Source organism: Cronobacter universalis NCTC 9529 (genome assembly GCF_001277175.1).
Classification (GTDB): Bacteria; Pseudomonadota; Gammaproteobacteria; order Enterobacterales; family Enterobacteriaceae; genus Cronobacter; species Cronobacter universalis.
Map to the genome: position 1 here is coordinate 173,782 of NZ_CP012257.1, position 26,084 is coordinate 199,865.

Sequence of the window (26,084 nt, forward strand, 5' to 3'; positions counted from 1 at the left end):
ACAGGAAGGAAGCAGGCAACGTGATGGGCGTCAGAGCGCAACAGAAAGAACGAACCCGGCGGTCGCTGGTGGAAGCCGCGTTTAGTCAGCTAAGCGCGGAAAGAAGTTTTGCCAGCCTGAGCCTGCGCGAAGTGGCGCGCGAGGCCGGCATTGCGCCGACCTCGTTTTACCGGCACTTCCGTGATGTGGATGAGCTGGGCCTGACGATGGTGGACGAAAGCGGCCTGATGCTGCGCCAGCTGATGCGCCAGGCGCGCCAGCGCATCGCCAAAGGCGGCAGCGTGATCCGCACGTCGGTCTCCACCTTTATGGAGTTTATCGGCAATAACCCGAACGCGTTCCGGCTGCTGCTGCGCGAGCGCTCCGGGACGTCAGCGGCGTTTCGCGCCGCGGTGGCGCGTGAAATCCAGCATTTCATCGCGGAACTTGCCGATTATCTGGAACTCGAAAATCATATGCCGCGCGCGTTTACCGAGGCTCAGGCGGAGGCGATGGTGACCATTGTCTTTAGCGCCGGCGCTGAAGCGCTGGACGTGAGCCCGGAACAGCGCGGGCAATTAGAAGAGCGGCTGGTCTTGCAACTGCGCATGATTTCCAAAGGCGCTTACTACTGGTACCGTCGCGAACAAGAAAAGATGGCGCAAAATTCCGATAAGTGAAGGACGAGCAATGAGAACCACGACACAAGAAAAGGGTACGCTGCTGCTGGCGCTGTTAGCCGGCCTGTCGATTAACGGCACCTGCGCGGCGCTGTTTAGCTCCATCGTGCCTTTCTCGATTTTCCCGATTATCTCCCTGGCGCTGACGGTGTATTGTCTGCACCAGCGCTACCTTAACCGCACGATGCCGGTGGGCCTGCCGGGCATCGCCGCCGCCTGTTTTATTCTGGGCGTGCTGCTTTACAGCGCCGTGGTGCGCGCCGAATATCCGGCGATTGGCTCTAACTTCCTGCCGTCGGTGCTGTCGGTGGTGCTGTTGTTCTGGATTGGCTTTCGCCTGCGTCGGCGCAAAGCGCGCTACGAAGAGTGAAGAAAAGGACGCTGAGGCGCCCTTTTTTATTAGCGGCGCGTTAACAGTACGCCGCATTCCATATGGTGGGTGTAAGGGAACTGATCGAACAGCGCGAGGCGCTCGACGCGGTGCGTCTGGCTCAGCGTGTCGAGGTTCTCGCAAAGTGTTTGCGGGTTGCAGGAGATATAAAGGATACGCGGATACGCCTGCACCATTTTGACGGTCTCATGATCCAGCCCGCTGCGCGGCGGATCGACGAAGATCGTCTCGCACTGGTAGCTTTTCAGATCGATCCCCTGCAGGCGGTTAAATTCACGCACGCCGTTCATCGCCTGGGTAAATTCTTCCGCCGCCATGCGGATAATCTGCACGTTGTCGATGTGGTTGGCCGCAATGTTGTATTGCGCGGCGGCGACGGACGGCTTGGCGATTTCCGTCGCCAGCACGCGGTTAAAGTTGCGCGCCAGCGCCAGCGAGAAGTTGCCGTTACCGCAGTAAAGCTCCAGCAGATCGCCTTTTGAACCCCGGGTGACATCCAGCGCCCACTCCAGCATATGAATGTTCATCGCCGCGTTCGGCTGGGTAAAGCTGTTCTCCACCTGGCGATAAATCATCTCCGTGCCCGCTACCGGCAGGCGCTCGTCGATGTAATCCTGATCGAGCATGATTTTGGTTTTTGTCGCGCGGCCGATGAAGTGCACATCAAAACCGTCGGCGCGCAGCGCATCGCGAAGACGCGTCGCCTCTTCACGCCAGGCGTCATCCAGCGCGCGGTGATAGAGCAGCGAGACGACCGCCTGCTGGCTGCGGGTGGTCAGGTAGTCAATCTGGAACAGCTTGTGGCGCAGCGTGCGGTTGTCGCGAATGCCCGCGATCATGCGCGGCATCAGGGCGTTAATCAGCTCGCTCGCCGCCGGGAAACTGTCGACGCGAATACGGCTGCGCGTCTCCTGATCGAAAATGATGTGATAGAGGTCGTCGCCGTCATGCCAGAGGCGGAACTCGGCGCGCATGCGGTAGTGGCTTACCGGCGAGCGGAACACCTCCGGCGCTGGCGCGGCGAAAGGCGCCATCATGCTTTGCAGGCGCTCGGTTTTTTCGGCCAGCTGTGCGTCGTATTGATCGATAGGGAGATGTTCAGGGGTCATCATGCGTCCTGGGTGATAAAAATTTACGCCGGGATTGTAGGGAATGCGGGCGTGATGTCCAGCGTTGATTGTTTTTGCATCATCACAGATGGAAGTCTGGACTTCTGTCTGGCGCTCCATGTAGCATGCCGTTTCCGGTCTCCTGTGAGTGAAAAGGGAATCCAGTGCGAATCTGGAGCTGACGCGCAGCGGTAAAGACAGGTGGGATGAACGCGTTCGCAGACACTGCCGGCCCGCCGGTGGGAAGTCCTCATCCGTAACACACCTCCAAGCCCGAAGACCTGCCGGAGTCACGTCGCATCTCGCGCACTTATCGCGTTCTATCAAGTGCGCCTGCGGCATCCTACAAGTTAAGCGGATGCTTACATTAATGATGATAAAAAAAATCTCGCTGCTGACGGCGCTTTCCGTCACGGCGTTTTCTGGCTGGGCGCAGGATGGCGACTCAGATTCTCTGGTGGTGACCGCCAACCGTTTTCAGCAGCCGGTCAATACGGTGCTGGCGCCGACTGATGTCGTGACGCGTGAGCAAATCGATAAATGGCAGTCTAAAACGGTGCTGGATGTATTGCGTCGTTTGCCTGGCGTGGATATTTCACAAAACGGGGGAATGGGGCAACTCGCTTCCGTTTATGTCCGCGGCACGGATTCACGCCACGCGCTCATCCTGATGGATGGCGTACCAGTTTCTCGTCCAAACCTATCCAATGACTCTAATCTTTATCAAATCCCGGTGTCGCTAATTCAGCGTATTGAGTTTATTCGCGGGCCGCGTTCGGCGGTATATGGCTCCGGGGCTATTGGTGGCGTGATTAATATCATCACGCAGAGTGATGATGAAGTGTCACGCATTGATGCTGGTGTCGGTTCTAAGGGCTATCAGGAATATTCGGGCACGCTGCGTCAGCGTTTTGGCGACACGGTGGTGACGGCGATGGGGGCATACCAGACGACCCACGGATTTAACGTTCAGCCGGGATCGACATGGAGCCATGACAGCGACCGCGACGGTTATCGTAATAAAACGTTTTTTGGCAGCCTTCAGCATCATTTCTCTGACAACGTTGAGGGTTTCTTTCGCGGCTATGGCTATGCCAATAACGCCGATTACGATGTAGGCAGCCCGCCGTTTTCTCCGGCATTCAGCGCGGATGAAAACCAGTATGACAATCAGTCATGGGATACCGGATTACGCTATAACGCCGACATCTATTCTTCTCAGCTCATCGCCAGTTTCCAGAAGCTGAAAAGCTATAACTACAGTAGCCTTTATGGCCGTTACCAGGATGGCACGACGCTTGATCGCATGGAGCAGCGTTATATTCAGTGGGGTAACAACCTTGTTGTCGGTCACGGTTCCGTCAGTGCCGGAGTGGACTGGAAGCAGGAAAAACTCACCTCAACAACGCAGGCTGATACTGACCGCTATAAACGCGATACCACGGGGATTTACCTTACCGGCCAGCAGCAGGTGCTTGATGATGTCACGCTCGAAGCGTCAGGTCGTGAAGATCATGATGAGCAGTTTGGCTGGCATGGTACCTGGCAGACCGCTGCTGGGTGGGGGTTTGTGGATGGCTACCGTGCCACCCTTTCATATGGTACAGGGTTTCTGGCGCCGGGCCTGACCCAGCAGTTTGGGTCGCCGCAGTATGGTATTGCGTCCAACCCGGATCTTCAGCCGGAAAAATCCAGGCAGTGGGAAGCAGGCATTGAAGGGGTAACCGGTCCTCTGGACTGGCGCTTGTCGGCGTGGCGATACAAGATTGACAACCTGATAAGCTATAACAATGACGCTTATTACAACGTCAAATCCGCCACGATTAAAGGAGTGGAGTGGACTGGCAATCTGACTACCGGGCCTGTGAGTCATCAGCTTACGTTGCAGTATATCGATCCGCGTGATGATGAAACACATGAGCGCTTGCAGCGTCGCGCCAGACAACAAGTGAAATACGATCTCAGCGGTGAAGTCTCAGACTTTGGGTGGGATGTCACTTACCAGTATATCGGCGAGCGCGAAGATACTAACTTTAACGCTATCCCATCAGAAAAAGTGAAGCTCGGCGGCGTCAGTCTGTGGGATGTCGCGGTTTCGTATCCGGTCACCTCTCACCTTACAGTTCGTGGTAAAATAGCTAATCTGTTCGATAAAGATTACGAGACGGCTTATGGCTACCAAACTGCAGGACGGGAGTACAACTTGTCAGGCAGCTACACCTTCTGAGGCCCGCCCAACCATACTGGTTTTTGACTCGGGTGTGGGTGGGCTTTCTGTTTATGATGAGATCCGGCATCTCCTGCCGGATCTGCATTACATCTACGCTTTCGATAACGTTGCATTCCCATACGGTGAGAAGAGCGAAGCGTTTATCGTTGAGCGCGTGGTCGAGATTGTGACCGCCGTTCAGGCGCGCTACCCTCTGGCGCTTGCCGTTATCGCCTGCAACTCCGCCAGTACGGTTTCTCTCCCTGCTCTACGTGAAAAATTCGCGTTTCCTGTTGTGGGCGTCGTGCCTGCTATCAAACCAGCCGCGCGTCTGACGGCGAACGGCGTGGTGGGGCTGCTGGCGACTCGCGGAACGGTTAAGCGTCCTTATACGCATGAGCTGATTGCGCGCTTCGCCAATGAATGCCAGATAGAAATGCTGGGTTCAGCGGAGCTGGTGGAAATTGCCGAAGCGAAACTGCACGGCGAGCCGGTTTCTCTGGAAGCGCTGCGTCGCGTGCTGCGTCCGTGGCTGCGCATGCCTGAGCCGCCGGATACCGTGGTCCTCGGTTGTACGCACTTCCCGTTGCTGGCCGACGAGCTGTTGCAGGTGTTGCCGGAAGGCACCCGGCTGGTGGATTCTGGCGCGGCGATTGCCAGACGCACTGCCTGGCTGCTGGAGCATGAAGCGCCGGATGCGTGTTCTTCTGATGAGAATATTGCGTACTGCATGGCATTAACGCCGGAAGTTGCGCAGTTAATGTCCGTTTTGCAGCGTTATGGCTTTAATAAGCTCGAAAAATTGCCAGTTTAAAAGGCTTTTGCACAAAAAAGAGACGGTCAGAAAGTTTTTTGAAATTAGGGGTTGTCAGGCGCAAAGAACTCCCTATAATGCGCCTCCACTGACACGGCACAACGGCGAACGAGCCGGCCCGTCAGGCAGACGAAAGCGAAAATAAACGCTTGACTCTGAAAGAGGAAAGCGTAATATACGCCACCTCGCGACAGCAGGCTGAACGCCGCGTCGCACCGCTCTTTAACAATTTATCAGACAATCTGTGTGGGCACTCGGGGCACTGATATCTTAACGTCTACGGACGATAAACGAATATCAAGTCTCAAGTGAACAACAGTTAATTCATTACGAACTAACAGTTTAATTCTTTGAGCATCAGACTTTTAATTGAAGAGTTTGATCATGGCTCAGATTGAACGCTGGCGGCAGGCCTAACACATGCAAGTCGAACGGTAACAGGGAGCAGCTTGCTGCTCTGCTGACGAGTGGCGGACGGGTGAGTAATGTCTGGGAAACTGCCTGATGGAGGGGGATAACTACTGGAAACGGTAGCTAATACCGCATAACGTCTTCGGACCAAAGTGGGGGACCTTCGGGCCTCATGCCATCAGATGTGCCCAGATGGGATTAGCTAGTAGGTGGGGTAACGGCTCACCTAGGCGACGATCCCTAGCTGGTCTGAGAGGATGACCAGCCACACTGGAACTGAGACACGGTCCAGACTCCTACGGGAGGCAGCAGTGGGGAATATTGCACAATGGGCGCAAGCCTGATGCAGCCATGCCGCGTGTATGAAGAAGGCCTTCGGGTTGTAAAGTACTTTCAGCGAGGAGGAAGGGATTGTGGTTAATAACCGCAGTCATTGACGTTACTCGCAGAAGAAGCACCGGCTAACTCCGTGCCAGCAGCCGCGGTAATACGGAGGGTGCAAGCGTTAATCGGAATTACTGGGCGTAAAGCGCACGCAGGCGGTCTGTTAAGTCAGATGTGAAATCCCCGGGCTCAACCTGGGAACTGCATTTGAAACTGGCAGGCTTGAGTCTCGTAGAGGGGGGTAGAATTCCAGGTGTAGCGGTGAAATGCGTAGAGATCTGGAGGAATACCGGTGGCGAAGGCGGCCCCCTGGACGAAGACTGACGCTCAGGTGCGAAAGCGTGGGGAGCAAACAGGATTAGATACCCTGGTAGTCCACGCCGTAAACGATGTCGACTTGGAGGTTGTGCCCTTGAGGCGTGGCTTCCGGAGCTAACGCGTTAAGTCGACCGCCTGGGGAGTACGGCCGCAAGGTTAAAACTCAAATGAATTGACGGGGGCCCGCACAAGCGGTGGAGCATGTGGTTTAATTCGATGCAACGCGAAGAACCTTACCTGGTCTTGACATCCAGAGAATCCTGCAGAGATGCGGGAGTGCCTTCGGGAACTCTGAGACAGGTGCTGCATGGCTGTCGTCAGCTCGTGTTGTGAAATGTTGGGTTAAGTCCCGCAACGAGCGCAACCCTTATCCTTTGTTGCCAGCACGTGATGGTGGGAACTCAAAGGAGACTGCCGGTGATAAACCGGAGGAAGGTGGGGATGACGTCAAGTCATCATGGCCCTTACGACCAGGGCTACACACGTGCTACAATGGCGCATACAAAGAGAAGCGAACTCGCGAGAGCAAGCGGACCTCATAAAGTGCGTCGTAGTCCGGATTGGAGTCTGCAACTCGACTCCATGAAGTCGGAATCGCTAGTAATCGTGGATCAGAATGCCACGGTGAATACGTTCCCGGGCCTTGTACACACCGCCCGTCACACCATGGGAGTGGGTTGCAAAAGAAGTAGGTAGCTTAACCTTCGGGAGGGCGCTTACCACTTTGTGATTCATGACTGGGGTGAAGTCGTAACAAGGTAACCGTAGGGGAACCTGCGGTTGGATCACCTCCTTACCTGAAAGATACAACCTCGTAGTGCTCACACAGATTGTCTGATAGAAAGTAAAGAAGCAAAACCTCTACAGGCTTGTAGCTCAGGTGGTTAGAGCGCACCCCTGATAAGGGTGAGGTCGGTGGTTCAAGTCCACTCAGGCCTACCAACTCCGCAGGAGTTGAAGAGGTTTAACTACGATGGGGCTATAGCTCAGCTGGGAGAGCGCCTGCTTTGCACGCAGGAGGTCTGCGGTTCGATCCCGCATAGCTCCACCATCACTTCAGAGTGTACTCGATGAGTATACTGCGAAGTATTTGCTCTTTAACAATCCGGAACAAGCTGAAAATTGAAACAGACATGCTGTTGCATTTCTCCGTAATAAGGAATGCGCGGTGTGTCAGAGTCTCTCAAACTCGCAGCACGAAGACTTCTTCGGGTTGTGAGGTTAAGCGAACAAGCGTACACGGTGGATGCCCTGGCAGTCAGAGGCGATGAAGGACGTGCTAATCTGCGAAAAGCGCCGGTAAGGTGATATGAACCGTTATAACCGGCGATGTCCGAATGGGGAAACCCGGTGCACTTCGGTGCATCATCGTTTGATGAATACATAGTCAAACGAGGCGAACCGGGGGAACTGAAACATCTAAGTACCCCGAGGAAAAGAAATCAACCGAGATTCCCCCAGTAGCGGCGAGCGAACGGGGAACAGCCCAGAGCCTGAATCAGCGTGTGTGTCAGTGGAACGGTCTGGAAAGGCCGGCGATACAGGGTGACAGCCCCGTACACGAAGGCACACAGGTTGTGAGCTCGATGAGTAGGGCGGGACACGTGATATCCTGTCTGAAGATGGGGGGACCATCCTCCAAGGCTAAATACTCCTGACTGACCGATAGTGAACCAGTACCGTGAGGGAAAGGCGAAAAGAACCCCGGCGAGGGGAGTGAAACAGAACCTGAAACCGTGTACGTACAAGCAGTGGGAGCCTTCGTAAGAGGGTGACTGCGTACCTTTTGTATAATGGGTCAGCGACTTATATTCTGTAGCAAGGTTAACCGCATAGGGGAGCCGAAGGGAAACCGAGTCTTAATTGGGCGTTAAGTTGCAGGGTATAGACCCGAAACCCGGTGATCTAGCCATGGGCAGGTTGAAGGTTGGGTAACACTAACTGGAGGACCGAACCGACTAATGTTGAAAAATTAGCGGATGACCTGTGGCTGGGGGTGAAAGGCCAATCAAACCGGGAGATAGCTGGTTCTCCCCGAAAGCTATTTAGGTAGCGCCTCGTGAACTCATCTCCGGGGGTAGAGCACTGTTTCGGCTAGGGGGCCATCCCGGCTTACCAACCCGATGCAAACTGCGAATACCGGAGAATGTTATCACGGGAGACACACGGCGGGTGCTAACGTCCGTCGTGAAGAGGGAAACAACCCAGACCGCCAGCTAAGGTCCCAAAGTCATGGTTAAGTGGGAAACGATGTGGGAAGGCCCAGACAGCCAGGATGTTGGCTTAGAAGCAGCCATCATTTAAAGAAAGCGTAATAGCTCACTGGTCGAGTCGGCCTGCGCGGAAGATGTAACGGGGCTAAACCATGCACCGAAGCTGCGGCAGCGACACTATGTGTTGTTGGGTAGGGGAGCGTTCTGTAAGCCTGTGAAGGTGTGCTGTGAGGCATGCTGGAGGTATCAGAAGTGCGAATGCTGACATAAGTAACGATAAAGCGGGTGAAAAGCCCGCTCGCCGGAAGACCAAGGGTTCCTGTCCAACGTTAATCGGGGCAGGGTGAGTCGACCCCTAAGGCGAGGCCGAAAGGCGTAGTCGATGGGAAACAGGTTAATATTCCTGTACTTGGTGTTACTGCGAAGGGGGGACGGAGAAGGCTATGTCGGCCGGGCGACGGTTGTCCCGGTTTAAGCGTGTAGGCTGACTTTCCAGGCAAATCCGGAAAGTTAAGGCTGAGGCGTGATGACGAGGCACCACGGTGCTGAAGTGACAAATGCCCTGCTTCCAGGAAAAGCCTCTAAGCATCAGGTAACATCAAATCGTACCCCAAACCGACACAGGTGGTCAGGTAGAGAATACCAAGGCGCTTGAGAGAACTCGGGTGAAGGAACTAGGCAAAATGGTGCCGTAACTTCGGGAGAAGGCACGCTGACATGTAGGTGAAGCCCCTGCGGGTGGAGCTGAAGTCAGTCGAAGATACCAGCTGGCTGCAACTGTTTATTAAAAACACAGCACTGTGCAAACACGAAAGTGGACGTATACGGTGTGACGCCTGCCCGGTGCCGGAAGGTTAATTGATGGGGTTATCGCAAGAGAAGCTCCTGATCGAAGCCCCGGTAAACGGCGGCCGTAACTATAACGGTCCTAAGGTAGCGAAATTCCTTGTCGGGTAAGTTCCGACCTGCACGAATGGCGTAATGATGGCCAGGCTGTCTCCACCCGAGACTCAGTGAAATTGAACTCGCTGTGAAGATGCAGTGTACCCGCGGCAAGACGGAAAGACCCCGTGAACCTTTACTACAGCTTGACACTGAACATTGAGCCTTGATGTGTAGGATAGGTGGGAGGCTTTGAAGCGTGGACGCCAGTCTGCGTGGAGCCAACCTTGAAATACCACCCTTTAATGTTTGATGTTCTAACCTGGCGCCGTGATCCGGCGTGGGGACAGTGTCTGGTGGGTAGTTTGACTGGGGCGGTCTCCTCCCAAAGTGTAACGGAGGAGCACGAAGGTCAGCTAATCCTGGTCGGACATCAGGAGGTTAGTGCAATGGCATAAGCTGGCTTGACTGCGAGAGTGACGGCTCGAGCAGGTGCGAAAGCAGGTCATAGTGATCCGGTGGTTCTGTATGGAAGGGCCATCGCTCAACGGATAAAAGGTACTCCGGGGATAACAGGCTGATACCGCCCAAGAGTTCATATCGACGGCGGTGTTTGGCACCTCGATGTCGGCTCATCACATCCTGGGGCTGAAGTAGGTCCCAAGGGTATGGCTGTTCGCCATTTAAAGTGGTACGCGAGCTGGGTTTAGAACGTCGTGAGACAGTTCGGTCCCTATCTGCCGTGGGCGCTGGAGAATTGAGGGGGGCTGCTCCCAGTACGAGAGGACCGGAGTGGACGCATCACTGGTGTTCGGGTTGTCATGCCAATGGCACTGCCCGGTAGCTAAATGCGGAAGAGATAAGTGCTGAAAGCATCTAAGCACGAAACTTGCCCCGAGATGAGTTCTCCCTGACTCCTTGAGAGTCCTGAAGGAACGTTGAAGACGACGACGTTGATAGGCCGGGTGTGTAAGCGCAGCGATGCGTTGAGCTAACCGGTACTAATGAACCGTGAGGCTTAACCTTACAACGCCAAAGAAGTCTGGCGTGTTGAGAGAGATATTCAGCTTGTGACGGATAAACGTTCATGGCGTAAAGCGGTGGACGAACAGAATTTGCCTGGCGGCTGTAGCGCGGTGGTCCCACCTGACCCCATGCCGAACTCAGAAGTGAAACGCCGTAGCGCCGATGGTAGTGTGGGGCCTCCCCATGCGAGAGTAGGGAACTGCCAGGCATCAAATTAAGCAGTAAGCCGGAACAATAATCCGGTGGTGTGAAGAAATTCGGTGGAGCGGTAGTTCAGTCGGTTAGAATACCTGCCTGTCACGCAGGGGGTCGCGGGTTCGAGTCCCGTCCGTTCCGCCACCCTATTTAGGGGCGTAGTTCAATTGGTAGAGCACCGGTCTCCAAAACCGGGTGTTGGGGGTTCGAGTCCCTCCGCCCCTGCCAGAAATTATCCTTAGCTTCGGCTAAGGATTTTTTTTATCTGTTTTTTACCGAATAACCCCTCCTTTTATCGTCTCTTTCCCTTTGTAATATTCCACAAACCACAAATTAAGTGATTACCGGGATCTTCAGAAGATCTTTTATGCTGCTGTTTTTATCACTATTTTGCAGCCAGATAGCATAAAGCGGGCGAGAAAGCGTCGTGCTATCCAGCACCGGATGTAGATCATTTTTTTCTTTAGCCCAGTTAACCGGTAGCCAGGTACATCCCTGTAATTCCGGCAGCATTTTTCTGGCGATATCGGCCGAACTGGTTGTCAGCACAGGAATATCCTCTGGCGTCACCAGCCCTGCCTCGTTCTGCTGAAAATCAGGTCCCCACTCAAGTCGAAGATAATTAAGGCTGGTCTTGCTACGTTCCGGCGTGGCGCAATAAAGGCCGAGGGTAAAATGCCCCAGCAACTGGCTCGAAAACTCATCCATTTTGGGCGCTTCAGTGGTGATCAGCAGATCCAACTGCCGTTCATGCAACTGTTTAACCAAGGACTGTCGCTGAGCGATACGCGCCTCAAATTGCATACTCCCTTTCTCCCGGTACAGCCTTGTCAGCCATTCGGAGAGCATACACTCCCAAAGAGACGCGCTGGCCCCAATAGAAAAAAGGTTATGGCGAGACGTCTGTGCGACATCTTTACGGGCCGTCTGCCATATATTCATCAGATTTTCAGCATAAGGTAATAGTCTTTCACCCGCGGCCGTGAGGCGTATGTTATTGCGGTGACGAGTAAAAAGGTTAACACCCAGTTGATTTTCCAGCTGACGGATGCGAAAGCTCACCGCTGACTGTGTCAGGTAAAGCGCTTCAGCCGCCCTGCCAAAATGGCGCGTTCGGCTGACTTCAAGAAAGGTTTTCAGCAAGTCGGTATCCACATCCCACTCCACAAAAAAATTTGTCGTAATGATTTAAATGTTTTGTTTTACACTCTGTCAAGCGTAACTAATACTCCGCGCCATAAATAGCTCGGCCAAGAGAATTAGGAGCGTGTAGGATGGCGGAAAGCTTTACGACGACTAATCGATTTTTCGACAACAAATATTATCCGCGCGGGTTCTCTCGCCATGGTGATTTCACGATTAAAGAAGCACAGCTGCTTGAGCGTCATGGCTATGCCTTTAATGAACTTGATCTCGGCAAGCGTGAGCCTGTGACTGCTGAAGAAAAGCAATTTGTTGATGTCTGTCGAGGTATTCGCGAACCTGCTACTGAAGCAGAACGCGTGTGGTCCAAATACATGACACGAATCAAACGTCCCAAGCGTTTCCATACCCTGTCTGGCGGCAAGCCGCAAATGGAAGGGATGGACGATTTTGTGGAAACGGATGAGTAATCATAAATGGGGCGCAAGCCCCATTTGTCTTATGTATCGCCCGCTGGCGGCTTATATACCTGGATAATGTTATTCCCGTTATGCCATAAGTTTTTGCAAGTGCGCCAGCATCCTGTCTATTGCGCGATAACTCAGCGCTTCCTGCAAATGTTCACGACCAATCCTTTCCTTCTGTTCGCTATCTGCGATAGTGCGCGCTACTTTAAGTAAACGCTGCCAGGCGCGAATGGATAGTCCCAGTTTAATTAACGCCGCTTCAAGCCACTGCGCATCTGTCGGGCTAAGTACGCAGAACTGGCGTATCTCCCGATTATCCAGCATGGCGTTGAGCTTCCCTTGCCGTGCAAATTGACATTCACGGCTTTGAAGTACCCGTTCTCGTACTTGTGAGCTGCTTTCGCCTGCCTGTCCCGCCTGACTAAGCATACCTGGCGGAGGAAGAGGAATTTCGATTGAGATATCAAACCTGTCGAGAAAGGGGCCTGAAAGACGACCGAGATAACGTAGCGTTTGTTCTGGCGAGCAGCGGTTATGATTCCCTTTGTAGTGTCCTGTCGGGCTGGGGTTCATGGCGGCGATAAGCTGAAAGCGCGCCGGATAGGTTAATTTCGCCCGCGTCCGTGAAAGATGAATTTGCCCGGATTCGATGGGTTCGCGTAATGCATCCAGCACCCGCCGCTCAAACTCAGGTAATTCATCAAGGAAAAGCACGCCATTATGAGCCAGTGAAATCTCGCCCGGCGCAGGTATTGCTCCTCCACCCACCATGGCATTCAGCGATGCGCTATGGTGAGGGGCTCTGAATGGCCGCTGACGCCACTGATGATTCAATGCGACGGGATTGACCAGACTCAGTATTGCGGCGCTCTCCAGCGCCTCCTGGTCGCTCAGAGGCGGAAGTAACCCATTGAGTCTGCTGGCGAGCATCGTTTTTCCCGTGCCGGGCGGCCCTATAAACAGCAAGTTATGGCCGCCTGCTGCCGTTAACTCCAGTGCGCGCTTTCCCTGCGGTTGCCCGATAACGTCGTTCAGGTCTCCCGCTGGCGCTCTGAATTCAAAGCCGGATGGCTGAGCAGGTTCCAGCGTGGTTTTCCCTTCAAGAAAAGCACAGACCTCCTGTAAATGATGAGCGACAAGACAACCCTCTTTGTTAATGAGCCCAACTTCTTGCGCATTGTCATGCGCGACGATAATTTTCCTTTTACACCCAAGCGCCTCCATAGCGGCTGAAATAGCGCCGGGTACGCCTCTTAACGCGCCTGTAAGCGCAAGCTCTCCTACAAATTCATATTCACCAAGATGCGATGCGTGCAGCTGCTCAGAAGCAGCGAGAAGCGCTATCGCAATTGGCAAATCATAGCGTCCTCCTTCTTTTGGCAGATCGGCAGGGGCAAGATTAATAGTGATCTTTTTCGCCGGAAAATCATAACCACTATTGATGATCGCGCTACGTACCCGATCCCGGGATTCTTTAACGGTTGTTTCCGGCAGGCCGACAATCGTCAGGCCTGGCAGCCCTGCGCTGATATGAACCTCGACCGTCACGAGAGGTGCTTTAACCCCAAGCGCAGCGCGAGTATGGATAACTGATAGCGACATAACCCCTCCTCAGGCGTGAAGCATCGCCAGAATAAAGAGGTTTATCGAGGTGAAATACGCGCTTATTCGATACATATAGCGATCTTTTTCTGCAAGATATTGCATATTTAAAATTTGCCCGAGATGTCTCGCAAAAGCGTAATAAGTTTTCAGAAGAGCATTGCGCCGGCAGGCGCGATCGCTAAAAATCCTGAAAAAATTTCAGTTAACGCTACTGGTTGATTACGTTGGGTTTTAATAGATTTGCTGAATGTATTGCAGTGCTGCGTCATAAATATTTCTTGTCACAGCTTTGTTCTCTGTGATAACTCTTAGGTATTCCTTCGAATATGACGTAAGTACATACAGAAATGACAACCCTTCTACTAGTGATTAGCCTGGTCGTGATTAGCGTGGTGGTGATTATTAACCCACCGTGCGGGGCTGCACTCGGAAGAAGAAAGGCTTAGAAATCAAGCCTGAATCGTCGAAAACCCCCGCACCGAAAGGTCCGGGGGTTTTTTTATGACCTAAAACTTAAGCGAGGAACAGAGAATGAGTAGCAGCATAAAATTCTGTTGTCCGCATTGTAAGGCGGGGAACTAACTATGAATGGTGCACAGTGGGTGGTACATGCTTTGCGAGCTCAGGGAGTGGATACCGTATTTGGCTATCCGGGCGGGGCGATAATGCCGGTTTATGATGCGTTATACGACGGCGGCGTGGAACACCTACTGTGTCGGCATGAGCAGGGCGCAGCAATGGCGGCCATCGGCTATGCACGCGCTACCGGTAAAACCGGCGTATGTATCGCTACCTCCGGGCCAGGCGCTACCAATCTGATCACGGGCCTTGCGGATGCGCTGCTGGATTCGGTTCCCGTTGTGGCAATCACCGGGCAGGTCGCGGCGCCGCTTATCGGTACCGATGCCTTTCAGGAAGTCGACGTACTCGGTCTGTCGCTTGCCTGTACCAAACACAGCTTTCTCGTAGAGTCGCTGGACGAGCTGCCGGAAATCATGGCGCATGCTTTTCATCTGGCGAGCTCGGGTCGTCCTGGGCCGGTACTGATCGATATTCCTAAAGACATTCAACTGGCCAGTGGGGAGCTTGAGCCATGGCTTTCCAGTGTCGAGGATACGTTTGTTATCCCTCAGGCGGAGCTGGAACAGGCGCGTACCTTACTGAGCCAGGCTGAAAAACCTATGCTCTATGTCGGCGGTGGCGTCGGCATGGCGCAGGCGGTGCCGGCGCTGCGCGAATTTATGGCGCAAACGCAGATCCCTTGCGCGGTCACGCTGAAAGGGCTTGGCGCTGTGGAAGCGAGCTATCCGTGGTATGTCGGCATGCTGGGTATGCACGGCACTAAAGCCGCGAACCTGGCGGTGCAGGAGTGCGATTTGCTGATAGCGGTTGGCGCGCGCTTTGACGATCGCGTCACCGGTAAGCTCAATACTTTTGCTCCCCACGCCAAAGTTATCCATATGGATATCGATCCGGCTGAACTGAACAAGCTGCGTCAGGCGCATGTAGGGCTGCAGGGCGATCTCAATGCTTTATTACCCGCGCTGCAACGTCCGATGACGATCGACGCCTGGCGTGAGCGCGTCGCGGCGCTGCGAAGTGAACATGACTGGCGTTACGATCATCCCGGCGAAGGCATTTTTGCACCGTTGTTATTAAAGCAGCTCTCTGACCGCAAACCGGCAAACAGCGTTGTGACCACCGATGTAGGCCAGCATCAGATGTGGGCGGCGCAGCACATGCGCTTTAGCCGCCCGGAAAATTTCATCACCTCAAGTGGTCTCGGCACGATGGGGTTTGGACTGCCCGCGGCGGTAGGTGCACAAGTGGCGCGCCCTGACGATACCGTTATCTGCGTGACGGGCGACGGCTCCTTCATGATGAACATTCAGGAGCTGGGTACCGTGAAGCGTAAGCAATTGCCCCTGAAGATTGTTCTGCTGGATAACCAGCGCCTTGGAATGGTGCGCCAGTGGCAGCAGCTTTTCTTCTCAGAGCGTTATAGCGAGACGAATCTGTCTGATAACCCTGATTTTCTGACGCTGGCCAGCGCCTTTGGCATTGCCGGTCAGCGCATCACCCGTAAAGACCAGGTGGAAGCCGCGCTGGAGGCTATGTTCAACAGCGAAGGTCCTTATCTGCTGCACGTTTCAATCGATGAAGCTGAAAACGTCTGGCCTCTGGTGCCTCCTGGCGCCAGCAACTCACAAATGCTGGAGAAAATATCATGATGCAACATCAACTCGCCGTACAGGCTCGCTTTCGACCGGAAACCCTGGAACGTGTGCTGCGCGTGGTGCGTCACCGTGGCTTTCAAATTTGCGCCATGAATATGGCGGCTGGCGCTAATGCGGAAAATATAAATATTGAGCTGACCGTTGCCAGCCCTCGTCCAGTCGAATTACTGTTTAGTCAGCTAAGCAAACTGGTCGATGTCGCGTGCGTCGAAATCCAGCAACCCACATCACAACAAATCCGCGCCTGAGCGCAAAAGGAAGAAGAAAAATGACGACGAAAAAAGCTGATTACATTTGGTTCAACGGCGAAATGGTTCCCTGGGGCGAGGCGAAAGTTCACGTCATGTCCCATGCGTTGCACTATGGTACATCAGTCTTTGAAGGGATCCGCTGTTACGATTCGCATAAAGGGCCGGTCGTGTTCCGCCATCGTGAACATATGCAGCGCCTGCGTGATTCCGCCAAAATTTATCGCTTCCCGGTTAGCCAGTCTGTTGATGAGTTAATGGAAGCCTGTCGCCAGGTCATTCGTGAAAACAAACTCACCAGCGCGTACATCCGTCCGCTGGTGTTCGTGGGCGATGTCGGTATGGGTGTTAACCCGCCTGAGGGCTACAAGACGGACGTCATTATCGCCGCGTTCCCGTGGGGCGCGTATCTGGGTGCGGAAGCGCTGGATCAGGGGATCGACGCGATGGTCTCTTCATGGAATCGCGCGGCGCCAAACACCATTCCTACCGCCGCCAAAGCAGGCGGTAACTACCTTTCCTCTCTTTTGGTCGGCAGTGAAGCGCGTCGTCACGGTTACCAGGAAGGCATCGCGCTGGATGTTCACGGTTATATCTCTGAAGGCGCGGGCGAAAACCTGTTTGAAGTTAAAGATGGCGTCATCTATACCCCGCCGTTTACCTCTTCCGCGCTGCCTGGCATCACCCGTGACGCCATCATCAAGCTTGCCAAAGATATGGGCATTGAAGTCCGTGAGCAGGTGCTCTCCCGTGAATCCCTGTACCTGGCCGATGAAGTGTTTATGTCCGGCACTGCGGCGGAAATCACGCCGGTGCGTAGCGTAGATGGCATTCAGGTAGGCGAAGGCCGCTGTGGCCCGGTCACCAAACGCGTTCAGCAGGCATTCTTTGGCCTGTTCACCGGTGAGACCGAAGATAAATGGGGCTGGCTGGACCAGGTTAACCCGTAAGCACAATAACACCTGCACGGGCGGCATCAGCCGCCCGGCTTTTGTAGAGACTGGAGTGAAAAGCATGCCTAAGTACCGTTCTGCCACCACCACGCACGGCCGCAATATGGCGGGTGCCCGCGCCTTATGGCGCGCCACGGGAATGACCGATGCCGATTTCGGCAAGCCAATTATCGCGGTTGTGAACTCCTTTACTCAGTTTGTGCCGGGCCATGTGCATCTGCGCGATCTGGGAAAACTGGTTGCGGAGCAAATCGAGGCGGCTGGCGGCGTGGCGAAAGAGTTCAACACCATCGCGGTGGATGACGGCATCGCTATGGGACACGGCGGCATGCTCTATTCACTGCCGTCCCGCGAGCTTATTGCCGACTCTGTCGAGTATATGGTGAACGCCCACTGTGCGGACGCTATGGTTTGTATCTCCAACTGCGACAAAATCACCCCCGGGATGCTGATGGCCTCCCTGCGTCTGAACATTCCGGTGATTTTCGTCTCCGGCGGTCCGATGGAAGCCGGTAAAACCAAACTTTCCGACCAGATAATCAAACTTGATCTGGTCGATGCGATGATTCAGGGGGCGAACCCGCATGTCAGCGACGAGCAGAGCGACCAGGTAGAACGTTCCGCCTGCCCGACCTGCGGCTCCTGCTCCGGCATGTTCACCGCCAACTCCATGAACTGTCTGACCGAGGCGCTGGGCCTGTCGCAGCCGGGCAACGGCTCGCTGCTGGCGACCCATGCCGATCGTAAAGATCTCTTCATCAATGCGGGCAAACGCATCGTTTCGCTCACCAAACGTTATTACGAGCAGGACGACGCCAGCGTATTGCCGCGCAATATCGCGAGCAAAGCGGCGTTTGAAAACGCCATGACGCTCGACATCGCGATGGGCGGCTCCACCAACACTGTCCTGCATCTGCTGGCCGCGGCCCAGGAAGCGGAAATCGACTTTACGATGAGCGATATCGACCGTCTCTCCCGCAAAGTACCGCAGCTGTGCAAAGTGGCGCCCAGCACCCAGAAATACCATATGGAAGATGTTCACCGCGCGGGCGGGGTCATCGGCATTCTCGGGGAACTGGATCGCGCCGGTCTTCTGAACCGCGAGGTGAATAACGTGCTGGGGCTGACGCTGCCGCAGACGCTTGAACAGTACGACGTCATGCTCACCCAGGATAGCGCGGTGAAAGAGATGTACCGCGCAGGTCCGGCGGGCATTCGCACCACGCAGGCGTTTTCGCAATCCTGCCGCTGGGATTCGCTGGATGACGATCGTCAGGAGGGCTGCATCCGCTCGCTGGAACATGCCTACAGCCAGGATGGCGGCCTTGCGGTGCTGTATGGCAACTTCGCAGAAAACGGCTGCATAGTGAAAACGGCGGGCGTTGATGAAGATAGTCTGGTGTTCCGCGGCCCGGCGAAAGTCTATGAAAGCCAGGACGACGCGGTTGAAGCGATCCTTGGCGGTAAGGTCGTCGCGGGCGATGTGGTGGTGATCCGCTACGAAGGGCCGAAAGGCGGTCCGGGTATGCAGGAGATGCTCTATCCGACCAGCTTCCTGAAATCAATGGGCCTCGGTAAAGCCTGCGCGCTTATTACTGATGGTCGTTTCTCGGGCGGCACGTCCGGGCTTTCCATCGGCCACGTCTCTCCGGAAGCCGCCAGCGGGGGCAACATCGCGCTTATCGAAGATGGCGATATGATAGCGATTGATATCCCCAACCGCGGTATCCAGCTTGAAGTCAGCGACCAGCAGCTTGCGGCGCGCCGTGAAGCGCAGGAAGCGCGCGGTGCTGACGCCTGGACGCCGCGTAACCGCGAGCGTCAGGTTTCCTTCGCGTTGCGCGCTTACGCAAGCCTCGCCACCAGCGCCGATAAAGGCGCCGTGCGCGATAAATCGAAGCTGGGAGGCTGATCATGGCCGAATCGCAACCGCTTTCCGCCGCCCCCTGCGGGGCGGAATATCTGCGCGCCGTGCTGCGCTCTCCGGTCTATGAAGTGGCGCAGGTTACGCCGCTGCAAAAGATGGAGAAGCTGTCGGCACGGCTTAATAACGTGGTGCTGGTGAAGCGCGAAGACCGCCAGCCGGTACACAGCTTTAAGCTGCGCGGCGCTTACGCCATGATGGCGAATCTCAATGACGAGCAGAAAGCGCGTGGCGTGATTACCGCTTCTGCGGGCAATCATGCGCAGGGCGTGGCGCTTTCGGCATCCCGTCTGGGCATTAAATCGCTTATCGTTATGCCGGTCACCACGGCGGATATCAAAGTGGATGCGGTACGCGGTTTCGGCGGCGAAGTGCTGCTGCATGGCGCGAATTTCGACGAGGCGAAAGCCCATGCGATTTCGCTCTCTCAGCAGGGTTTTACTTACGTGCCGCCGTTCGATCATCCCGCCGTTATCGCCGGGCAGGGAACGCTGGCGCTGGAGCTGCTTCAGCAGGACGCGCATATCGATCGCGTATTTGTACCGGTCGGCGGCGGCGGTCTGGCTGCAGGCGTCGCGGTGTTGATCAAACAGCTGATGCCGCAGATCAAAGTGATCGCTGTCGAAGCTGCCGATTCCGCCTGCCTGAAAGCGGCGCTTGAGGCCGGGCACCCGGTCGATTTACCGCGCGTCGGTCTGTTTGCGGAAGGCGTGGCGGTAAAACGTATCGGTGATGAGACGTTCCGTGTTTGTCAGGAGTATCTCGACGACATCATCACTGTAGACAGCGATGCAATCTGCGCGGCAATGAAAGATCTGTTTGAAGATGTCCGCGCGGTGGCGGAGCCTTCCGGCGCGCTGGCGCTGGCGGGCATGAAAAAGTACGTCGCGCAGCATGATATTCGCGGCGAGCGTCTGGCCCATGTGCTCTCTGGCGCCAACGTGAACTTCCACGGGCTGCGCTATGTCTCTGAACGCTGCGAACTCGGCGAACAGCGCGAGGCGCTGCTGGCGGTGACGATCCCGGAAGAGAAAGGCAGCTTCCTGAAATTCTGCCAGTTGCTGGGCGGACGCGCGGTCACGGAGTTTAACTACCGCTTCGCCGATGCCAAAGACGCCTGCATTTTCGTCGGCGTGCGGATCAGCCGCGGGCTTGAAGAGCGGCATGAGATCATCGCGCAGTTAACGGGCGACGGCTATGGCGTGGTGGATCTCTCCGACGACGAGATGGCGAAGCTGCATGTGCGCTACATGGTCGGCGGGCGCCCTTCGCGGCCGCTGCGCGAGCGGCTGTACAGCTTTGAATTCCCGGAGGCGCCGGGCGCGCTGCTGCGTTTTCTGCACACGCTCGGCACGCACTGGAACATTTCGCTGTTCCATTACCGCAGCCATGGCACCGACTACGGGCGCGTGCTGGCGGCCTTTGAACTCAGCGAACATGAGCCGGATTTCGAAACCCGGCTTAATGAGCTTGGTTACGAGTGCCATGATGAAACCGGCAACCCGGCGTTTCGATTCTTTCTCGCGGGTTAACGGTAGCCCGGCAGGAGTTTCCAGAAGGCTTCAACAAGCGGCTCATGCAGCCGCTTTTTTTGTGCGCACACGCCAAGCTCGAACGGCGTCTTTTCATCGCTGCGCTCAAGGATCAGCACGCGGTTGCGCACCGGCTCAGGGCTATTTTCCAGCACGACTTCCGGTATCAGCGCCACGCCGCAGCCCAGCGCCACCATTGACACCATCGCTTCATGTCCGGCGACGGTCGCGTAAATAAACGGATTACTGATTTTATGACGGCGAAACCACAGCTCAATGCGCCGCCGTACCGGGCCCTGATCCGGCATGATAAACGGCACTTTCGTCCAGTCCGGCTCTGGTATGGAAACCTGCGCGCGCACCGGGCAAGGGAGCGCTGGGGCTATCAGCACCACGCTCAGGTTTTCCAGCATCGAGAATGCGACCGCGGCGGGCAGGGCTTCCGGCTTACCAGCGATAGCGATATCGGCCTCGCCGGAATTGACCTTTTCCACGGCGTCAGCCGCATCGCCGGTAGTCAGCTTAATCTCTACCGAAGGGTGTTCGGCGCGAAAGCGATCGAGGATCGGCGGCAGATGGCTGTACGCGGCCGTCACCGAGCAAAACAGATGCAGCTCGCCTGAGAGCGTCGGCCCCTGCTGGTCGATCGTGTGGCGCAACTGCTGGTATTGCAGCAGCGTCTGTTGCGCGAACTGGCGCAGCGCTTCGCCCGCTTCGGTCAGCGTGACGGCGCGGTTATCGCGAATAAACAGCGGCTGGGCCAGATCCTCCTCCAGCCGCTGGATCTGGCGTGACAGCGTCGAAGGACTGACGTGCATGGCCCGCGCGCTGCGGCCAAAATGGCGGCTTTCCGCCAGATGCAGGAACATTTTCAGATCGCGTAGATCCACAGAGGCGACTCCCTGAGATGGCGTTGCGGAAAACGCAACGTGATGTTGTCAATATATCAATTTCCGCAACGAATTTCCTGTCATATAGTGGTCTTAACCGGTTTCAGGTTACCGGTGTGGCGGCTTTCTCTGACCGGGCTCGCAACCCTGGGGCGCAGGACTCGCGAAAACGCCGTCTTCCTGTAACCTGAAATCTGTACCGTCGCTTTTGACGACGCATTAAACCGAACAATAAGACAATACAACATCACGAGGTATCACCATGGCTAACTACTTCAATACTTTGAATTTGCGTCAGCAGCTGGCGCAACTGGGTAAATGCCGCTTCATGGCGCGCGACGAATTCGCCGATGGCGCAGGCTACCTCAAAGGTAAAAAAGTAGTCATCGTGGGTTGCGGCGCACAGGGTCTCAACCAGGGCCTGAACATGCGTGATTCCGGGCTGGATGTTTCCTATGCCCTGCGTAAAGAAGCTATCGCCGAGAAGCGCGCCTCCTGGCGCAAGGCGACGGAAAACGGTTTTCAGGTAGGCACTTATGAAGAGCTGATCCCGCAGGCGGATCTGGTCGTTAACCTGACGCCGGACAAACAGCACTCTGATGTTGTACGCGCTGTGCAGCCGCTGATGAAAGACGGCGCCGCGCTGGGCTACTCCCACGGTTTTAACATCGTTGAAGTGGGTGAGCAGATCCGTAAAGACATCACCGTGGTGATGGTGGCGCCTAAGTGCCCGGGTACGGAAGTCCGTGAAGAGTACAAACGTGGTTTCGGCGTGCCGACGCTTATCGCCGTGCATCCGGAAAACGATCCGAAGGGCGAAGGCATGGCTATCGCGAAAGCGTGGGCGGCGGCAACCGGCGGTCACCGCGCAGGCGTGCTGGAATCGTCTTTCGTTGCGGAAGTGAAATCTGACCTGATGGGCGAGCAGACCATTCTGTGCGGCATGTTACAGGCTGGCTCTCTGCTGTGCTTCGACAAGCTGGTGGAAGAGGGTACCGACCCGGCTTATGCAGAAAAACTGATCCAGTTCGGCTGGGAAACTATCACCGAAGCGCTGAAGCAGGGCGGCATTACGCTGATGATGGATCGCCTTTCCAACCCGGCGAAACTGCGCGCTTACGCGCTCTCCGAACAGCTGAAAACGATCATGGCGCCGCTGTTCCAGAAACACATGGACGACATCATCTCCGGCGAATTCTCTTCCGGCATGATGGCGGACTGGGCGAACGACGATAAGAAACTGCTGACCTGGCGCGAAGAGACCGGCAAAACCGCGTTTGAAAATGCGCCGCAGTATGAAGGCAAAATCAGCGAGCAGGAGTATTTCGACAAAGGCGTGCTGATGATCGCGATGGTGAAAGCGGGCGTTGAACTGGCGTTTGAAACCATGGTGGCTGCCGGCATCATCGAAGAGTCTGCGTACTATGAGTCTCTGCATGAGCTGCCGCTTATCGCGAACACTATCGCCCGTAAGCGCCTGTATGAAATGAACGTGGTTATCTCGGATACGGCGGAATATGGCAACTACCTGTTTGCCAACGCTGCCGTGCCGCTGCTGAAAGAGTTTATGACCACACTGCAGCCGGGCGATCTGGGTAAAGCCGTAGAGGGCACCGCAGTGGATAACGCGCAGTTGCGTGACGTCAACGATGCGATTCGCAGCCACGAGATCGAAAAAGTGGGGCACAAACTGCGCGGTTATATGACCGACATGAAACGTATCGCGGTCGCGGGCTAACCGGCATTGTTAAAAGGTGGGTGCGTTCCACTTACCCACCCTACGTACGGGTAACCGTCGTTTCGTGGGGCGGGTAAGCACCGCGTACCCGCCGCCAGCGTTTTGATGTAGCGGCATTAACGTAGTTATTCGTAGGGCGGGTAAGCCCCGCGCACCCGCCGCCAGCATTTTGATGTCGCGGCGTTAACGTAGTTTTTGTAGGGCGGGTAAGCACCGCGCACCCGCCGTGAAGCAACGAAAGGTTTTCGCAATCAATGCCAGAAAAAAGGCCTTCTCACAGAGAAGGCCTTTTTATCAGTTACGGTACAGCACTTTAATGATGTGGTAGCCAAATTGCGTATGCAGCGGGCCGGTCGGCTCCAGCACCGGGCAGGAGAACACCACTTTATCGAAAGCCGGCACCATCTGGCCCTGCCGGAACTCACCTAAATGGCCGCCTTTTTTGCCCGACGGGCAAATAGAGTGTTTCTTGGCCAGCTTTTCAAAATCGCCGCCATTTTTAATTTGCTCCAGCAGATCCAGTGCCAGTTTTTCTTCTTTAACAAGGATATGCAGTGCTGCTGCTGTTTTTGCCATGATCGTGCCTTGAGTGGGGTTGATAACGCTGGCTATACTACCACGCGTTTTTCTCCCTTCGTACTGTCGTACCTGCTGTGGGGAGCCGCCTTCTCCTCTGACTTCACTGAGTAATTTATGCGTCTGAACCCCGCCCAACAACAAGCCGTCGAATTCGTCACTGGTCCCTGCCTGGTGCTGGCGGGTGCTGGCTCCGGTAAAACCCGCGTCATCACTAACAAAATTGCGCACCTGATCCACGGCTGCGGCTACCAGGCGCGCCATATCGCGGCGGTCACTTTTACCAACAAAGCCGCGCGTGAAATGAAAGAGCGTGTGGCCCAGACGATGGGGCGCAAGGAGGCGCGCGGCCTGATGATTTCAACATTCCACACGCTGGGTCTGGAAATCATCAAGCGTGAATACGCGGCGCTGGGCATGAAGTCCAATTTCTCGCTGTTTGACGATACCGATCAGATGGCGCTTATCAAAGAGCTGACCGAAGGGCTGGTCGAAAACGATAAGGTACTGTTGCAGCAATTGATTTCCACGATTTCGAACTGGAAAAACGATCTGCTGAGCCCGCCGCAGGCCGCCGCGCGCGCCATCGGCGAGCGCGAGCGCATTTTTGCGCACTGCTATAGCCTTTACGACGCGCATCTGAAAGCCTGCAACGTGCTCGATTTTGACGATCTGATCCTGCTGCCGACGCTGCTGTTGCAGCGTAATGAAGAAGTACGCGAGCGCTGGCAGAACCGCATTCGCTACCTGCTGGTGGATGAATATCAGGACACCAACACCAGCCAGTATGAGCTGGTGAAACTGCTGGTAGGCAGCCGCGCGCGCTTTACGGTGGTAGGCGACGACGACCAGTCAATCTACTCCTGGCGTGGCGCGCGTCCGCAGAACCTGGTGCTGTTAAGCCAGGATTTCCCGGCGCTCCAGGTGATTAAGCTTGAGCAGAACTATCGCTCTTCCGGGCGCATTCTCAAAGCCGCCAACATTCTCATCGCCAACAACCCGCACGTTTTCAAGAAAAAACTCTTTTCCGAGCTGGGTTACGGCACTGAACTGAAAGTCCTTACTGCGAACCATGAAGAGCACGAGGCGGAGCGCGTCACGGGTGAGCTTATTGCGCACCACTTTATCAATAAGACGCAGTACAAAGATTACGCCATCCTGTATCGCGGCAACCACCAGTCGCGCGTGTTTGAAAAAATGCTGATGCAAAACCGCATCCCGTATCGTATTTCCGGCGGTACATCGTTTTTCTCGCGCCCGGAAATCAAAGATTTGCTGGCCTATCTGCGCGTGCTGACCAACCCGGACGACGACAGCGCGTTTCTGCGCATCGTGAACACGCCGAAGCGCGAAATCGGCCCGGCGACGCTGCAAAAGCTCGGCGAGTGGGCGAATCAGCGTAATAAAAGTCTATTCACCGCCAGTTTTGACATGGGCCTTGCCCAGACGCTGACCGGGCGCGGTTACGAATCGCTGACGCGCTTTACGAGCTGGCTGCAGGAAGTGGCCGTGTTGTCTGAGCGTGAACCGGTGGCGGCGGTACGCGATCTTATTCGCGGCATCGATTATGAAGCCTGGCTTTTTGAAACCTCGCCCAGCCCGAAAGCGGCGGAAATGCGCATGAAGAACGTCAACCAGCTCTTTAGTTGGATGACGGAGATGCTGGAAGGCACCGATCTCGACGAGCCGATGACGCTGACGCAGGTCGTCACGCGCTTTACGCTGCGCGACATGATGGAGCGCGGCGAAAGCGATGAAGAGCTCGATCAGGTACAGCTCATGACCCTGCACGCCTCGAAAGGGCTGGAGTTCCCGTATGTGTTCCTGGTCGGTATGGAAGAGGGGCTGCTGCCGCATCAGAGCAGTATCGATGAGGACAATATCGATGAAGAGCGACGTCTTGCCTACGTAGGTATCACGCGCGCGCAGAAAGAGCTGACCTTCACGCTGTGTAAAGAGCGCCGCCAGTATGGCGAGCTGGTACGTCCTGAGCCGAGCCGCTTTCTGCTGGAACTGCCGCAGGACGATTTGCACTGGGAAACCGAGCGCAAAGTCGTGACGCCGCAGGAGCGGATGCAAAAAGGCCAGGCGAATGTCGCCAATATCAAAGCGATGCTGGCGAAGGCGCGCGGCGGGTAAAACGGCGGGCGTCGTGCCGAT

18 protein-coding genes, 4 tRNA genes, 3 rRNA genes and 1 riboswitch are annotated in these 26,084 nt (G+C 55.5%); of the genes, 20 read left to right on the forward strand and 5 right to left on the reverse strand.

What is annotated here, in order from left to right; genetic code table 11:
- The first annotated feature begins 20 nt into the window (after positions 1–20).
- Positions 21–659: an HTH-type transcriptional repressor FabR gene (fabR, locus tag AFK65_RS00770; RefSeq protein ID WP_007779290.1), complete on the forward strand. Its 639-nt coding sequence runs from the start codon at positions 21–23 to the stop codon at positions 657–659.
- 10 nt (positions 660–669) lie between these two features.
- Positions 670–1,029, forward strand: a complete 360-nt coding sequence (locus AFK65_RS00775; protein WP_007704281.1) for a YijD family membrane protein — start codon at positions 670–672, stop codon at positions 1,027–1,029.
- A gap of 29 nt (positions 1,030–1,058) precedes the next feature.
- On the opposite strand, the gene trmA is transcribed toward AFK65_RS00775, so the two are convergent.
- Positions 1,059–2,159, reverse strand: a complete 1,101-nt coding sequence (gene trmA / locus AFK65_RS00780) for a tRNA (uridine(54)-C5)-methyltransferase TrmA (protein WP_007704282.1) — start codon at positions 2,157–2,159, stop codon at positions 1,059–1,061.
- Positions 2,160–2,277: 118 nt separating this feature from the next.
- Positions 2,278–2,462: riboswitch (cobalamin riboswitch) on the forward strand.
- 70 nt (positions 2,463–2,532) lie between these two features.
- Here trmA and btuB point away from each other — a divergent pair.
- The 9 genes from btuB to AFK65_RS00825 all read left to right on the forward strand — a co-directional run bounded on the left by btuB (position 2,533) and on the right by AFK65_RS00825 (position 10,839).
- On the forward strand, positions 2,533–4,386 hold the full coding sequence (gene btuB, locus AFK65_RS00785) for a TonB-dependent vitamin B12 receptor BtuB (protein ID WP_032805791.1): 1,854 nt from the start codon (positions 2,533–2,535) through the stop codon (positions 4,384–4,386).
- Positions 4,331–5,182, forward strand: a complete 852-nt coding sequence (gene murI, locus AFK65_RS00790; RefSeq protein ID WP_032805105.1) for a glutamate racemase — start codon at positions 4,331–4,333, stop codon at positions 5,180–5,182. Before btuB ends, murI begins: the two co-directional genes overlap by 56 nt.
- 366 nt (positions 5,183–5,548) lie before the next feature.
- A 16S ribosomal RNA gene (locus AFK65_RS00795) occupies positions 5,549–7,091 on the forward strand.
- Positions 7,092–7,160: 69 nt separating this feature from the next.
- Positions 7,161–7,237, forward strand: a tRNA-Ile gene (locus AFK65_RS00800).
- Between the two features lie 33 nt (positions 7,238–7,270).
- Positions 7,271–7,346 (forward strand) — tRNA-Ala (locus tag AFK65_RS00805).
- Positions 7,347–7,514: 168 nt separating this feature from the next.
- Positions 7,515–10,416, forward strand: a 23S ribosomal RNA gene (locus AFK65_RS00810).
- 92 nt (positions 10,417–10,508) lie between these two features.
- Positions 10,509–10,624: ribosomal RNA gene (gene rrf / locus AFK65_RS00815) — 5S ribosomal RNA — on the forward strand.
- The 16S, 23S and 5S rRNA genes sit together here with 4 tRNA genes alongside, the layout of an rRNA operon.
- A 54-nt stretch (positions 10,625–10,678) precedes the next feature.
- Positions 10,679–10,755: transfer RNA gene (locus AFK65_RS00820), tRNA-Asp, on the forward strand.
- Positions 10,756–10,763: 8 nt separating this feature from the next.
- Positions 10,764–10,839: transfer RNA gene (locus AFK65_RS00825), tRNA-Trp, on the forward strand.
- A 105-nt stretch (positions 10,840–10,944) separates the two neighbouring features.
- Here the strand turns inward: AFK65_RS00825 and hdfR are convergent.
- A complete protein-coding gene (gene hdfR, locus AFK65_RS00830; RefSeq protein ID WP_201765216.1) occupies positions 10,945–11,778 on the reverse strand; it encodes an HTH-type transcriptional regulator HdfR in 834 nt (277 codons plus the stop codon).
- A gap of 107 nt (positions 11,779–11,885) precedes the next feature.
- Between hdfR and AFK65_RS00835 the strand changes: the two genes are divergently transcribed.
- On the forward strand, positions 11,886–12,224 hold the full coding sequence (locus AFK65_RS00835) for a DUF413 domain-containing protein (RefSeq protein ID WP_007704291.1): 339 nt from the start codon (positions 11,886–11,888) through the stop codon (positions 12,222–12,224).
- Positions 12,225–12,302: 78 nt separating this feature from the next.
- Here the strand turns inward: AFK65_RS00835 and AFK65_RS00840 are convergent, their stop codons facing one another.
- The gene (locus AFK65_RS00840; RefSeq protein ID WP_007704293.1) at positions 12,303–13,823 is read right to left on the reverse strand and encodes a YifB family Mg chelatase-like AAA ATPase; all 1,521 of its coding nucleotides are present in this window, start codon (positions 13,821–13,823) and stop codon (positions 12,303–12,305) included.
- 350 nt (positions 13,824–14,173) lie between these two features.
- Here AFK65_RS00840 and ilvL point away from each other — a divergent pair, with 350 nt between their 5' ends.
- The 6 genes from ilvL to ilvA all read left to right on the forward strand — a co-directional run bounded on the left by ilvL (position 14,174) and on the right by ilvA (position 20,720).
- The gene (ilvL, locus tag AFK65_RS20510) at positions 14,174–14,272 is read left to right on the forward strand and encodes an ilv operon leader peptide (protein ID WP_071601137.1); all 99 of its coding nucleotides are present in this window, start codon (positions 14,174–14,176) and stop codon (positions 14,270–14,272) included.
- Positions 14,273–14,410: 138 nt separating this feature from the next.
- Positions 14,411–16,057, forward strand: a complete 1,647-nt coding sequence (ilvG, locus tag AFK65_RS00845) for an acetolactate synthase 2 catalytic subunit (RefSeq protein WP_038858371.1) — start codon at positions 14,411–14,413, stop codon at positions 16,055–16,057.
- Positions 16,054–16,311, forward strand: coding sequence for an acetolactate synthase 2 small subunit (gene ilvM, locus AFK65_RS00850; protein WP_007704300.1), 258 nt, complete (start codon positions 16,054–16,056; stop codon positions 16,309–16,311). Before ilvG ends, ilvM begins: the two co-directional genes overlap by 4 nt.
- Before the next feature lie 20 nt (positions 16,312–16,331).
- The gene (locus AFK65_RS00855; RefSeq protein WP_004387276.1) at positions 16,332–17,261 is read left to right on the forward strand and encodes a branched-chain amino acid transaminase; all 930 of its coding nucleotides are present in this window, start codon (positions 16,332–16,334) and stop codon (positions 17,259–17,261) included.
- A gap of 64 nt (positions 17,262–17,325) precedes the next feature.
- The gene (ilvD, locus tag AFK65_RS00860; protein WP_038858368.1) at positions 17,326–19,176 is read left to right on the forward strand and encodes a dihydroxy-acid dehydratase; all 1,851 of its coding nucleotides are present in this window, start codon (positions 17,326–17,328) and stop codon (positions 19,174–19,176) included.
- 2 nt (positions 19,177–19,178) lie between these two features.
- Positions 19,179–20,720, forward strand: coding sequence for a threonine ammonia-lyase, biosynthetic (gene ilvA / locus AFK65_RS00865; protein ID WP_007704308.1), 1,542 nt, complete (start codon positions 19,179–19,181; stop codon positions 20,718–20,720).
- Here ilvA and ilvY read toward each other — a convergent pair.
- Entirely contained in the window at positions 20,717–21,589 is an 873-nt protein-coding gene (gene ilvY / locus AFK65_RS00870; protein WP_236612741.1) for an HTH-type transcriptional activator IlvY, read from the reverse strand. The two genes, ilvA and ilvY, sit on opposite strands and share 4 nt — an antisense overlap.
- 283 nt (positions 21,590–21,872) lie before the next feature.
- On the opposite strand from ilvY, the gene ilvC reads away from it, so the two are divergent.
- Complete coding sequence (ilvC, locus tag AFK65_RS00875; RefSeq protein ID WP_007704312.1) at positions 21,873–23,348, forward strand: ketol-acid reductoisomerase; 1,476 nt, start codon at positions 21,873–21,875, stop codon at positions 23,346–23,348.
- Between the two features lie 294 nt (positions 23,349–23,642).
- Here the strand turns inward: ilvC and ppiC are convergent, their stop codons facing one another.
- The gene (gene ppiC, locus AFK65_RS00880; RefSeq protein WP_001140255.1) at positions 23,643–23,924 is read right to left on the reverse strand and encodes a peptidylprolyl isomerase PpiC; all 282 of its coding nucleotides are present in this window, start codon (positions 23,922–23,924) and stop codon (positions 23,643–23,645) included.
- A gap of 117 nt (positions 23,925–24,041) precedes the next feature.
- Here ppiC and rep point away from each other — a divergent pair, with 117 nt between their 5' ends.
- A complete protein-coding gene (gene rep / locus AFK65_RS00885) occupies positions 24,042–26,063 on the forward strand; it encodes a DNA helicase Rep (RefSeq protein ID WP_038858365.1) in 2,022 nt (673 codons plus the stop codon).
- Positions 26,064–26,084 lie beyond the last annotated feature (21 nt).